The sequence below is a fragment of the Pseudomonas sp. MNR3A genome, assembly GCF_009650575.1.
Classification (GTDB): Bacteria; Pseudomonadota; Gammaproteobacteria; order Pseudomonadales; family Pseudomonadaceae; genus Aquipseudomonas; species Aquipseudomonas machongensis.
In genome coordinates, this window is sequence record NZ_VZZS01000019.1 from 176,445 (window position 1) to 189,141 (window position 12,697).

12 protein-coding genes are annotated in these 12,697 nt (G+C 61.7%); 5 read left to right on the top strand and 7 right to left on the bottom strand.

The features are described 5' to 3' along the window. Window positions 1-99: 99 nt before the first annotated feature. The 3 genes from F6X62_RS15290 to F6X62_RS15300 all read left to right on the top strand — a co-directional run bounded on the left by F6X62_RS15290 (window position 100) and on the right by F6X62_RS15300 (window position 2,490). Window positions 100-1,092 (top strand): OmpA family protein, encoded by a 993-nt coding sequence (locus F6X62_RS15290; RefSeq protein WP_153774025.1) that lies wholly within the window; start codon window positions 100-102, stop codon window positions 1,090-1,092. 20 nt (window positions 1,093-1,112) lie between these two features. Then, window positions 1,113-1,760 carry a pyridoxamine 5'-phosphate oxidase gene (pdxH, locus tag F6X62_RS15295; RefSeq protein WP_153774026.1) on the top strand — a complete coding sequence of 216 codons (648 nt, stop codon included), beginning with the start codon at window positions 1,113-1,115 and terminating at the stop codon, window positions 1,758-1,760. A 265-nt stretch (window positions 1,761-2,025) separates the two neighbouring features. Further along, entirely contained in the window at window positions 2,026-2,490 is a 465-nt protein-coding gene (locus F6X62_RS15300; protein ID WP_054891758.1) for a glycine zipper 2TM domain-containing protein, read from the top strand. Window positions 2,491-2,555: 65 nt separating this feature from the next. Here F6X62_RS15300 and nhaA read toward each other — a convergent pair whose 3' ends face one another. Beyond that, window positions 2,556-3,746: a Na+/H+ antiporter NhaA gene (gene nhaA / locus F6X62_RS15305; RefSeq protein ID WP_063543485.1), complete on the bottom strand. Its 1,191-nt coding sequence runs from the start codon at window positions 3,744-3,746 to the stop codon at window positions 2,556-2,558. A gap of 475 nt (window positions 3,747-4,221) precedes the next feature. Here nhaA and F6X62_RS15310 point away from each other — a divergent pair, with 475 nt between their 5' ends. Beyond that, window positions 4,222-5,493: an OprO/OprP family phosphate-selective porin gene (locus F6X62_RS15310; RefSeq protein ID WP_153774027.1), complete on the top strand. Its 1,272-nt coding sequence runs from the start codon at window positions 4,222-4,224 to the stop codon at window positions 5,491-5,493. A 62-nt stretch (window positions 5,494-5,555) separates the two neighbouring features. After that, complete coding sequence (locus F6X62_RS15315; RefSeq protein WP_153774028.1) at window positions 5,556-6,479, top strand: ParB/Srx family N-terminal domain-containing protein; 924 nt, start codon at window positions 5,556-5,558, stop codon at window positions 6,477-6,479. A gap of 27 nt (window positions 6,480-6,506) precedes the next feature. Here F6X62_RS15315 and F6X62_RS15320 read toward each other — a convergent pair whose 3' ends face one another. The 6 genes from F6X62_RS15320 to livH form a co-directional block, all read right to left on the bottom strand. Further along, complete coding sequence (locus tag F6X62_RS15320) at window positions 6,507-8,120, bottom strand: NAD(P)/FAD-dependent oxidoreductase (RefSeq protein WP_153774029.1); 1,614 nt, start codon at window positions 8,118-8,120, stop codon at window positions 6,507-6,509. 104 nt (window positions 8,121-8,224) lie between these two features. Beyond that, window positions 8,225-8,899 (bottom strand): COG3650 family protein, encoded by a 675-nt coding sequence (locus tag F6X62_RS15325; RefSeq protein WP_153774030.1) that lies wholly within the window; start codon window positions 8,897-8,899, stop codon window positions 8,225-8,227. 131 nt (window positions 8,900-9,030) lie between these two features. Further along, a complete protein-coding gene (locus tag F6X62_RS15330) occupies window positions 9,031-9,732 on the bottom strand; it encodes an ABC transporter ATP-binding protein (protein ID WP_153774031.1) in 702 nt (233 codons plus the stop codon). Further along, window positions 9,733-10,500, bottom strand: coding sequence for a high-affinity branched-chain amino acid ABC transporter ATP-binding protein LivG (gene livG, locus F6X62_RS15335; protein WP_054891752.1), 768 nt, complete (start codon window positions 10,498-10,500; stop codon window positions 9,733-9,735). After that, window positions 10,497-11,753 carry a high-affinity branched-chain amino acid ABC transporter permease LivM gene (locus F6X62_RS15340; protein ID WP_054891751.1) on the bottom strand — a complete coding sequence of 419 codons (1,257 nt, stop codon included), beginning with the start codon at window positions 11,751-11,753 and terminating at the stop codon, window positions 10,497-10,499. Before F6X62_RS15340 ends, livG begins: the two co-directional genes overlap by 4 nt. Then, window positions 11,750-12,673 carry a high-affinity branched-chain amino acid ABC transporter permease LivH gene (gene livH / locus F6X62_RS15345; protein WP_054891750.1) on the bottom strand — a complete coding sequence of 308 codons (924 nt, stop codon included), beginning with the start codon at window positions 12,671-12,673 and terminating at the stop codon, window positions 11,750-11,752. Before livH ends, F6X62_RS15340 begins: the two co-directional genes overlap by 4 nt. Window positions 12,674-12,697 lie beyond the last annotated feature (24 nt).

Below are 12,697 nucleotides of genomic sequence, written 5' to 3' on the forward strand. Positions count from 1 at the left end.
TCGGGTAATGCGGGTAATGCCCGATTCCTTTGACTATCCTCAATGCCAACGCCTCGTGTGTGTGGGCAAAATTTCTTTCTAATTCATGGTGTATCGCTGATGTCTTCACAAAAAACCTTAGCACTTGCCCTGTGCCTGGCCATGACCGGCTGCGCCAGCCACTCCCAGGACGCTTCGAAGGACGGCGGCCTCAGCTGGTGGCCCTTCGGTTCGGACAAGGTTGCCGAACAGGACGTGAAGGACGCGGTGACCGAAAAGGTCGTCCAAGCCGATGCGAAGTCTGAAAGCAGCAGCCGCTGGTGGTGGCCGTTCGGCTCGAGCGACAAGCAGGCCGAGGCGCCGGCAGTGCCCAAGATCGACCAGAAGGCTACCCAGGCCTGGCTGGACGAGTACGAACCGAAGCTGCGCGAGGCCGCCAAAGACAGCAAGCTTGAAATCGAGCGTCGTGACAACGTGCTTGCGGTGACCCTGCCGGTCGACGGCTCCTACAACCCGGACCGCCCGAACATGCTGCTGCCGTCTTCTCTGGGCCCGATCACCCGTGTGGCCAAGATCGTCGAAGGCGACCCGAAGACTGCCGTGCTCGTACTTGGCCATGCCGATACCAGCGGTGTCGCCGTCGCCAACCAGAAGCTCAGCCTCGAGCGTGCCGCGTCGGTCTCGGCGATCTTCCGCTTGAGCGGCTTGCAGCGTGACCGCCTGACCCTCAAGGGCATGGGCGCCGTGATGCCACGCGCGGCCAATGACAGCGTCGAGGGGCGAGCCCTGAACCGCCGTGTGGAAATGCTGCTGACCCCGCAGAACACCATGGTCGCCTTGCTGGCCAAGTACCAGCAGGCAGCCCCGGCACCGGTACCTGCGGCGATGGTTGCCACCCAGGATGCCAAGGCACCCGCCAAGGCCGCTGATGCCAAGCCCGCCGCGAAGAAGACTGTTGCCAAGGCTGCAGCCAAGCCCGCTGCGAAAAAGCCTGTCGCCAAGGCTGCAGCCAAGCCGGCCGCGAAAAAGCCAGCAACCAAGCCCGCAGCCAAGAAAGCGGCGCCTGCTGCCGACAAGAAAGTCGCCGCCAACAGCCCTGCGAAGACCAATTGATCGTCTAAGGAAACGCAGCCATGACTCAATCCCTGGCCGACATGCGGCGCGACTACACCCGTGATGGCCTGGCCGAGGCCCAGGCACCGGGTGAGCCGTTCGCGCTGTTTCACCATTGGTTCGGCGACGCGGTGAAGACCGAACAGCCGCCTGTCGAGGCCAATGCCATGACCCTTGCCACGGTTGACGGTGAAGGGCGTCCGCATTGTCGGGTGCTGTTGCTCAAGGGGCTCGATGAGCGCGGATTCACGTTCTTCACCAACTATGAAAGCGCCAAAGGCCAGCAATTGCTGGTCAATCCGTTCGCTGCGATGACGTTCTTCTGGCCGGCGCTCGAGCGCCAGGTGCGCATCGAAGGGCGAGTGGAAAAAGTCAGCGCAAAAGAGTCGGACGACTACTACCAGGTACGTCCTCTGGGCAGTCGGCTGGGGGCCTGGGCCTCGCCACAGAGCCGAGTGATCGCCGATCGCGCAGCGCTCGAAGGTTTGGTCAAGGCTACCGAGGCGCGGTTCTCCGACACTCAGCCGCATTGCCCGGACCATTGGGGTGGTTACCGCTTGCTACCTGAGCGGATCGAGTTCTGGCAGGGGCGCTCCAGCCGCTTGCACGATCGCCTCAATTACCGGCTGGTCGATGGTCAGTGGCAGCGAGAGCGGTTGGCTCCGTGATTGCCAGGGGGCCGCTTGCGGCCCTCGCCATTACCCGGTACGGCTTGATCTTCATCCCGTCTTCAGCGGCGAAAACACAGTCCAGCGCCCCCTGTCATTGCGACGATGAAGTAATCCACGACTATTCTTGGTCTCATTGGTGAAGTGGGCGGCAAGCTGCTTGGCGCCTGTACTCGAGCTGAATGAAAACAATTTAATAACGTTTGTGTCGTGACACCCATCCACACGGGGAGTCTAATAGACACCTGACTTATGGAGATTCCCCATGCGTAAATCCGTTTTGATGGTGGCAAGCTTCACCACCATGGCGCTGTTGCTCGGTGGCTGCCAGTCCAGCCTGACCGGTGACAGTTACTCTCGAGATGAAGCCCGTCGCGTGCAGACTGTGCGCATGGGCACGATCGAATCCCTGCGCCCGGTCAAGATCGAGGGTACCAAGACTCCGATCGGCGGTGGCGCCGGTGCCATTGTCGGTGGCGTCGCGGGCAGCGCCGTAGGGGGTGGTCGCGGCAGTATCGTTGCTGCGGTGATCGGTGCCGTGGCCGGTGGCCTGGCAGGCTCGGCCGCTGAAGAAGGCCTGACCCGCACCCAAGGCGTTGAAATTACCGTTCGTGAAGACGACGGCAGCATGCGCGCCTATGTGCAGCAAGTGCAGCAGAACGAGATCTTCCGCGTTGGTGAACGTGTGCGCATCATGACCGTCGATGGCACCAGCCGCGTCACTCACTGATTTCGCAGCGCAAAGAAAACCCCGATCCGGCGAGGCCGGTCGGGGTTTTTTTGTGCCTGATGCTATCAGCTGGTTGCAACCGATACTTGTCGCTTGCGGCTGGCCGCCGCAGTCACGGCATAGCCGATCAACGCCGCGAAGAGCGAGCCGGTGAGGATGCCCATGCGGTCCTCCCCGGCATACTCGCTGACACCGGATGGGAAGGCCAGGGAGCCAACGAACAGGCTCATGGTGAAACCGATACCGCACAGAATCGCGACGCCAAACACCTGGCCCCAGTTGGCGCCCGCGGGCAGGGCGGCCAGGCGCAGCTTGATGGCCATCCAGGTCAGGCCGAACACACCAACCGTCTTACCCAGCAGCAATCCGATGGCGATGCCCATGGGCACCGAATGCGTGAAGCTCTCCGCGCTGGCATTGGTCAGCGATACTCCAGCATTGGCGAACGCGAACAGCGGCAGGATCGCGTAGGCCACCCAGGGGTGTAGCGCGTGCTCCAGGGTGAGCAGTGGAGAGGCATTTTTCTTGTCGCCGGTGCCCAGGGGAATGAACATTGCCAGCGCCACGCCGGCGAGGGTGGCATGGACGCCGCTCTTCAGCACGCAGACCCAAAGGACCAGCCCGACGATCAGGTACGGCGCAAGCTTCTTCACCCCGAGGCGGTTCATGCCCAGCAGCGCCAGCAGACAAGCTCCGGCAAGCATCAATGCCATGTTCGAAAGCTCGCCGGAATAGAACAGGGCGATGATGATGATCGCGCCGAGGTCGTCGATGATCGCCAGGGTCATCAGGAACAATTTGAGCGATACCGGCACACGCTTGCCGAGCAGCGCCAGCACGCCAAGGGCGAACGCGATGTCGGTGGCGGTAGGGATGGCCCAGCCAGCCAGTGTGGCGGGGTTGTCACGGTTGATGAACCAGTAGATCAGCGCCGGTACCAGCATGCCGCCGACCGCCGCAGTGGCAGGAAGAATGATCTGCGAGGGCTTGGACAACTGGCCTTCGAGTACCTCGCGCTTGACCTCCAGGCCGATCAGCAGGAAGAACAGTGCCATCAGGCCATCGTTGATCCACAACAGCAGCGGCTTGGCGATCTGCAGGGCGCCGATCTGCACCGCGACAGGAACGTCGAGAAAGCCCATGTACAGGTGCGACAGGGGTGAGTTGTTGACGATCAGGGCAATGACCGCCGCGATGATGAGCAGCAGGCCGCTGGCAGACTCCAGCTGCAGGAAACGATTGATAAGGCTGCGCACGGGCGAGCGTCTCCAGTACGTATTTGAACGGAACGGGCGTACACCCTAACGTGCGGCGATATTCTTTAAAACAAAAACTATATTCTTTTTTGTTATAAATGATTGCGCTTTGGCTATCTGACTCCTGGGCGGAGGTATCCCTCTGGATTCCAGGAATATTCAGCCAACTGCCGAGCCGTTTTACCGTTGAAATCTGTGCTGCAACGCTTTTCTTCGAAACAGGCGTCACGGAGGGGGAGTTGGGGACTGCGCATTGGCCTACATCCTGCTCGGATCGTTCCCCCGCTCTCTACAGAATTGGGTGTCTGCCTTCCAAGAACATGGCTGGTGAAATTTCAAAAAAACTCACTAATTCTCTGATTTTATTGGCTAATTATTTCAAGGAAACCTAACTGTAATGCGCTCCCAACAGGCTCTGCTGCCACCGATCGGCTGTGGTCCGGCGGTAGAAAACCATTACTTTGGGAGAAGTTGCATGAACGCTATTCACCGCCTGGCAAGCTGTCGTTTCGGCTTTGCTGCGGGCGCTCTGGGATTGATGGTCAGCACCCAGGCATCAGCCGGTACCGTTACAACCGATGGGGCTGATATCGTCATCAAGACCAAGGGGGGGCTTGAAGTTGCCACGACCGACAAGCAATTCGCTTTCCAGATAGGTGGCCTGTTGCAGGCTGACTACAGTGAGTTCGACGGTATCTATAGCAAGAATGGCAAGCGCGCGAACGAGGCTTTCCTGCGTCGTGCCAGATTGGAGCTCAATGGCAAGGCCTATGGTGATTGGTCCTATGAGTTCTCCATCGATTTCGCCGACGACGGTGCGACGTCCTGGAAGGAAGCCTCTGTCAGCTACCTGGCGCTGGAGCCGGTGACGATCAAGTTGGGGCGTTTTGATCCCGACTTCGGGCTGGAGCAAGCTACCAGTTCCAAATGGACAACCGCCATGGAGCGTAGCCTGCTCGGCGATCTGGCCCCGTGGGTAGCCGACCATGCAGACGGCATGGGCGTGCAATTGAGCGCCAGCACCGATCTGTTCTATGGCGTCGCCAGTGTCAATCGCCCCAAGGGGCAGGAAGACAAGAACGGCAAGAACACCAATATCTATAACCTCCGCGCCGTCGTCGCGCCCTGGGCCGAGCCTGGCAATGTGCTGCATTTTGGTGTCGATTACGCCATGAGTGATATGGACAAGGTTGCCAGCAACGGCCGTATCCGTTCACGCCTGGGCGCGCGCGCAACCTCCGAGGACGCTGTCAACGGCAACCGCGTGGACCTTGCTCCCGGTGTTGCCGGAGCCTACGACGGTGATGCGGTCTGGGGGCTGGAAGCCGCCTGGGCGCGGGGGGCTTTTTCGGTGCAGGCCGAGTACCTGCGCCGGGATCTTGATGCAGTATCGGATACCAGGCGCAATGATCGAAAAGCTGAGGGGTACTACGGCCAGTTGGCCTACACCCTCACTGGCGAGCCTCGGGGTTACAAACTCAACGGTGGCAAGTTCGACAAGGTCAAGCCGTCCGACAAGCAACTGGGGGCATGGGAGGTCTTCTACCGCTTCGATGCCGCGCGAGTCGAAGAGCGCGGTTACCTGGGTAACCGGGCGAAGCTGCACACCTTGGGCGTCAACTGGTATGTAAATGATCAGGTCAAGGTTTCGGCCAATTATGTGAAAACAAACGTCGATGGCATCAGCAACCAGGCCGGTGATGACTCTGGCGACGCCGTGGCGATGCGCCTGCAGTATGTTTTCTGAGGCCTGGACCAGACATGTAGCAGCCCCGGTGCTCCGGGGCTTGCCTGACCGCGAGGAATACCATGATCCGCTTCTGCACTACCGTTTTGGCGCTGTTTCTGCTCTGTGCCCAAGCCCGAGCCGATGGCGAGCCTGTCCGCATCGGACAGCTGCTGGAGGTCAGCATCGAGCAGGTGCACCCAACCCAGGCTGTCATCGGATTCGACCAGATCTATTACAAGCTGGGTCGTTATGCCGCCGAGCCGAAAAGAGCCTTCGATGACTATTGTGAAGTCAACGGGCAGGGCGAGGCTCGTGCGGTGGGCAAAGGCGCCGAGTTGAGCAATCTTGACAGCTTTGTCTGTGAGGCCGCCATAGGTACTCGCAAGGCCGACATGAAGACGGTCGTCGTCGGCCCGGGCGGGCGCCTTTATCTCACCGATGGTCACCATGGTTTCACCAGCCTCGCCGAGTGGGCCGGTCGTGGCTTGAAGGTCTGGGTGAGAGTTACCGACGATTTCAGCGACAGCACCGACCTTGCGCAGTTCTGGCAGCGCATGCAGCAGGCCCGCAAGACCTGGCTGCGCGATGCTGACGGCAAACCGATCAAACCTGCCCAGCTACCCGCCCATGTTGGCTTGAGTGATATGGCCGATGACCCGTATCGGTCCCTGGTGTACTTCGCCCGCAAGGTTGGCTACGACAAGCCGCGCTCCGGTGACGTGGCGCCTGAGTTTCTCGAATTTTACTGGGGCAACTGGCTGCGGGGAACGTTGCCGCTGGCAGCTTTCGATCTTGATGAGCGCAGCGGTTATCGGCAGGCGGTTGCCGCAGCCGCCAGGTTGATGGTGACGCTGGCCCCGGACGAGGTTGTTGGCGACAGCGGCTTCACTGCGCGCCAACTGGGCGGTTATCACAGCGTTGACCGCAAGGAACTGGACAAGACTGCGAGCCGCAAGCTGGGCTATGTGGCCGAGTACCGCAAGAACCGCAGTACTCGGCAATAGCCCGTGCAACTGGCCTGGCTCGGGGCGTCAGGCCTTGATTCCCAGTATGTCGCGCGCGACCGCTTCGGCGATCCGAATGCCATCGACGCCCGCCGACAGGATGCCGCCGGCATAGCCTGCCCCTTCACCGGCCGGGAACAGCCCTTTGAGGTTCAGGCTCTGGTAGTCCTCGCCACGGGTAATGCGCAGTGGCGACGAGGTACGTGTCTCGATGCCGGTCAGCACTGCATCGTGCAGGTTGTAGCCCTTGATCTGGCGATCGAAGGCCGGTAGCGCTTCGCGAATCGCCTCGATGGCGAAGTCTGGCAGGCTGGGAGCCAGGTCACCGAGAGTGACGCCTGGTTTGTAGGAAGGTTCGACGCTGCCCAGCGCCGTGGACGCACGACCTGCGACGAAATCGCCGACCAGTTGCGCCGGCGCCTGGTAGTTGCTGCCGCCCATGACATAGGCGTGGGCTTCCAGGCGCTCCTGCAACTCGATGCCGGCCAGCGGGCCGCCCGGATAGTCACGCTCAGGGTCGATGCCCACGACGATGCCAGAGTTGGCATTGCGCTCATTGCGCGAATACTGGCTCATGCCGTTGGTGACTACGCGCCCCGGCTCGCTGGTGGCGGCGACCACGGTACCGCCCGGGCACATGCAGAAGCTGTAGACCGAGCGGCCATTCTTGGCGTGGTAGACCAGCTTGTAGTCGGCGGCGCCGAGTTTCGGGTGCCCGGCATACTTGCCCAGGCGCGCCTTGTCGATCAGCGATTGCGGGTGCTCGATACGGAAGCCCACCGAGAAGGGCTTGGCCTCCATGAACACGCCCCTGGCGTGGAGCATACGGAAGGTGTCGCGGGCACTGTGCCCCAGGGCCAGCACCACATGGCGCGAGTGCAGCTGTTCGCCGCTTTCCAGAACGACGCCGGTGAGCTGTTCGCCATCGACCAGCAGGTCGGTGACCTTCTCCTGGAAGCGGATTTCACCGCCCAGGGCAATGATCTCCTCGCGCATCTTCTCGACCATGCTGGTCAGGCGGAAGGTGCCGATGTGCGGCTTGTTGATGTAGAGGATCTCCTCCGGTGCGCCTGCCTTGACGAATTCTTCGAGCACCTTGCGGCCATGGTGCTGCGGGTCCTTGATCTGGCTGTACAGCTTGCCGTCGGAGAAGGTGCCGGCGCCGCCTTCGCCGAACTGCACGTTGGATTCGGGGTTGAGCACGCTCTTGCGCCACAGGCCCCAGGTATCCTTGGTGCGCTGGCGTACTTCCTTGCCGCGCTCGAGCACGATCGGCTTGAAGCCCATCTGCGCCAGCAGCAGGCCTGCAAAGATGCCGCACGGGCCGAAGCCGACCACGATCGGACGTTGCTGAAGATCGGCCGGGGCATGCCCGACGAACTTGTAGCTGACGTCCGGCGCCACGCTGATATTGCGATCATCGGCGAACCTGTGCAGAAGCTCGGCTTCGTTGCTGGCTTCAAGGTCGATGGTGTAGATGAACAGCAGTTCGCTGTTCTTCTTGCGTGCGTCGTAGCTGCGCTTGAACAGGTTGAAGCCGAGCAGTTGCTCGTCGCGGATCCCCAGGCGCTGGACGATAGCCTCGCGCAAGGCTTCGTCGGGATGGTCCAGGGGCAGCTTCAGTTCGGTGATTCGTAGCATGGCAGGGTCCAGTATCCCGGCCATGGGGCGGCCGGCGGCTTTACTCAAACCGCCAAGTATAAGCTGTTCGCCGCCCCGACTGGCAGGATAAAAGTACCCGATGATCAGTTGTCGCGCGCACCGCCGTAGTAAGCACAGCCTTGCAGGGCCTGGCCATCGATGCGCAGTTCGGCGCGCAGGTGACGTACGGCGCCAGTGCCAGGCTCCACGCAGCGCTGCGGCGCGACCCACAGCTCGACGCGCTGGCCGTTGGCTTCGCTGGACAGGCTCAGGCCGCCGCCGGGCATCTGCTCTTCGAGGAACGGCAGCGGCAGCGGATCCTTGCCTTCACGGTTGATCACCATGCCCTTGCCGCTGGCCTTGATGTCCCAGTCGGGTGCATGCCCGCCAGCACGCAGGGTCAGTTGCTTGAAGTTGGGGTCTTCGCAGGCACTGGCCGAGGCTTCGACTCGGTACAGCCGGGTAACGTCCAGCTGGCCGTCACTGTTGGCCTCGCGACTGCCGGCCAGGCGCCCACGGATATCGGCGAACAGCATTGTCTTGGGGCCACTGGCGAGGTTGGCGGCTTCCTGCAGGATGCCGGTTCCAGCGGCATCCTTGACCACGAAGCGACGTGCCTCGCTGCAGGGCTTGAACAGCAACTGACTATTGGCTGCACTGAGTTCGCCTTGCATGCGGGTAGTGCCGACGTTCGGGTCGCTCGGTTGTTCGGCGAGCATCTGGCAGCCGGCGAACAGGGGCAGCAGGGCGGCGAGCAGCAGGGAAGGGGTGAGACGCATCGTGCAGACTCCGGGGTCGCGGGTATCGAGGGGAGTCACGTTACCCAGCGAGCGTTGGCTTCACAAGGGTCATCACCCAGTGTCGTATTTCGCGGGATCATGAAAAAAGGGCCCGCAGGCCCTTTGATCATTCAACCACCCAGGTACGCGTCACGCACCTTCGGATCGGTCAGCAATGCCTCACCAGTCCCTTGCATCACCACCTTGCCGTTCTCCAGCACGTAGGCGCGGTCGGCGATCTTCAGTGCCTGGTTGGCGTTCTGCTCTACCAGGAACACCGTCACGCCATCACGGCGCAGTTGTTCGATGATGTCGAAGATCTGCTGGATGATGATCGGCGCCAGGCCCAGCGACGGCTCGTCGAGCAGCAGCAGCTTGGGTTTGCTCATCAGCGCGCGGCCGATGGCCAGCATCTGCTGCTCGCCACCGGACATGGTGCCGCCGCGCTGGGTGAAGCGCTCCTTCAGGCGCGGGAACAGTTGCAGGACCTTGTCCTTCTGCTCCTGGTAATCGCCCTTGTCGGTGAAGAAACCGCCCATGGCCAGGTTTTCCTCGACAGTCAGGCGGGCGAACACGCGGCGGCCTTCCGGCACCACCGCGATGCTCTTGCGCATGATGTGCGAGGAGGGCTGGCCGACCAGCTCTTCGCCCAGGTACTTGATGCTGCCGCTGTGTGCCTGTGGCGAGCCGCACAGGGTCATCAGCAGGGTCGACTTGCCGGCGCCGTTGGCGCCGATCAGCGTGACGATCTCGCCCTGGTTGATTTCCACGTTGACGCTGTGCAGCGCCTGGATCTTGCCGTAGAAAGTGGAAACGTTCTCGAACTTCAGCATTTACGCTTCCCCCAGGTAGGCCTTGATCACATCAGGGTTGCCGCGGATTTCCTCCGGCGTGCCATCGGCCAGGGGTGTGCCCTGGTTGATCACCACGATGTGGTCGGAAATGCTCATCACCAGTTTCATGTCGTGCTCGATCAGCAGCACGGTCACGTTGTGGGATTCGCGCAGGTAGCCGATGAGGGCCTTGAGGTCTTCGGTTTCCTTGGGGTTCAGGCCTGCTGCCGGTTCGTCGAGCATGATGATCCGTGGCTGGGTCATCATGCAGCGGGCGATTTCCAGGCGGCGCTGCTGGCCGTAGGCGAGGGTGCCGGCGGTACGGTTGGCGAACTCGGTCAGGTTGACCTTCTCCAGCCAGTACTGGGCCCGCTCCATGGCTTCCTTCTCGCTGCGGCGGAACGCCGGGGTCTTGAACAGGCCGGCGAAGAAGTTGGTGTTCAGGTGGCGGTGCTGGGCGATCAGCAGGTTTTCCAGCGCGGTCATTTCCTTGAACAGACGTACGTTCTGGAAGGTCCGCACCACGCCCTTGCGGGCGATCTGGTGGCCGGCCAGGCCCTGGATCGGCTGACCGTCGAGCAGGATGGTGCCGCCACTTGGCTTGTAGAAGCCGGTCAGGCAGTTGAACACCGTGGTCTTGCCGGCACCGTTCGGGCCGATCAGGGCGACCACCTGTTTTTCCTTGACGGTCAGGCCCACGCCATTGACCGCCAACAAGCCGCCGAAGCGCATGCTCAGGCCGCTGACTTGCAGAATTTCGCGGCTCATCGACGCAGCTCCATGTGTGGACGTTGCATAGGCAGCAGGCCTTGCGGACGCCAGATCATCATCAACACCATCAGCGCACCGAACATCAGCATCCGGTATTCGCTGAACTCACGCATCAGCTCAGGCAGCAGGATCATCACGATGGCCGCGAGAATCACGCCCAACTGAGAGCCCATGCCGCCAAGCACGACGATGGCGAGGATGATCGCCGACTCGATGAAGGTGAACGACTCCGGCGTCACCAGGCCCTGGCGCGCAGCGAAGAAGCTGCCGGCGAAACCTGCGAAGCAGGCGCCCAGGGTGAAGGCCGAGAGCTTGATCACGGTAGGGTTCAGGCCCAGCGCGCGGCAGGCGATCTCGTCTTCGCGCAGCGCTTCCCAGGCACGCCCGATCGGCATGCGCAGCAGGCGGTTGATCACGAACAGCGCGAGCAATGCCAGCAGCAGGGCGACCAGGTAGAGGAAGATGACCTTGTTGATCGAGTTGTATTCCAGCCCGAAGAACTCATGGAAGGTCTGCATGCCCTCTGCCGCACGGCGTTCGAAGGTGAGCCCGAAGAACTCGGGTTTGGGGATGTTGCTGATGCCGTTGGGGCCGCCGGTCCAGTCGGTGAGGTTACGCAGGAACAGGCGAATGATTTCGCCGAAGCCGAGCGTGACGATCGCCAGGTAGTCGCCGCGCAGGCGCAGTACCGGGAAGCCGAGCAGGAAACCGAAGGTTGCGGCCATGAGGCCCGCGATCGGCAGGCAGACCCAGAAGCTCCAGCCCAGGTAGTGCGAGAGCATGGCGTAGCTGTAGGCACCGACGGCGTAGAAACCGACGTAACCCAGGTCGAGCAGGCCGGCCAGGCCGACCACGATGTTCAGGCCCAGGCCCAGCAACACGTAGATCAGGATCAGGGTGGCGATGTCGACCGCGCCGCGCGAGCCGAAGAACGGCCAGATCAGGGCGGCCACGATCAGGCCCAGGATGATCCAGCGCTGGGTCTTGGGCAGGGTCAGGAAGTTGCTTACCGAAGGCGGGATCAGTTTGCGATCGGAACGCCCGCCCATCACTGAGCTCCACTGCTTGTCGAACAGCACACGCAGGAACATCAGTATCGAACACACGGCAATGATGCTGATGGTGAAGCTGCCCTGGCTGTGCACGATCAGGCTGATGCCATCGATGCTCAGCTTCAGGCCCAGCACCGGGAAGGCGACGGCCCAGACCAGCAAGGCGCTGAAGAACGCCTGTTTGAGATTTCTGTTCATACTTTTTCAACCTCCGGACGGCCCAGGATGCCGGTCGGCCGGAACAGCAAGACGAGAACCAACAAGCCAAACGCCACCACATCCTTGTACTGGTCGCCGAAGATGTCGGCGCCGAAGGCTTCGGCCACACCCAGCACCAGCCCGCCGAGCATGGCGCCCGGGATGCTGCCGATGCCGCCCAGAACCGCTGCGGTGAAGGCTTTAAGGCCTACCAGGAAGCCGGCGTTGGGGTTGATCACCCCGTACTGCATGCTCAGCAGCACGGCCGCCACGGCTGCCAGGGCGGCGCCGATGACGAAGGTCAGGGCAATGATGTTGTTGGTGTTGATGCCCAGCAGGTTGGCCATCTTGATGTCCTCGGCGCAGGCGCGGCAGGCGCGGCCCAGACGGGAACGGGAGATGAACAGGGTCAGGCAGGTCATGGCCACCAGCGTGACGACGAATACCAGCACCTGCATGTAGGACACCAGCACTTCCTCCGCACCGCCCGGGCCGAACGAGAAGGCGCCCGGAATCAGGTTGGGGATGGATTTGTCCTTGGAGTCCTGCGACAGGAGCACGGTGTTCTGCAGGAAGATCGACATGCCGATGGCGGAAATCAGCGGGATCAGGCGGTTGCTGTTACGCAGCGGCCGGTAGGCGACCCGTTCGATGCTGTAGCCGTAGGCACTGGTCACGCAGATGGTTGCGACGAAGGCCACGGTCATGAGGATCGGCAGCGAGTGGATACCCATCATGGCCAGGCCCGCGAGGGCGATGAAGGCCACATAGGATCCGATCATGTACACCTCGCCGTGGGCGAAGTTGATCATCCCGATGATGCCGTACACCATCGTGTAACCGATGGCGATCAAGGCATAGGTGCTGCCGATGGTCAATCCATTAACCAGTTGTTGGAAGAAATGGTAGATCTCAGGCATTACAGCGCTCCTAAAAACCTGATT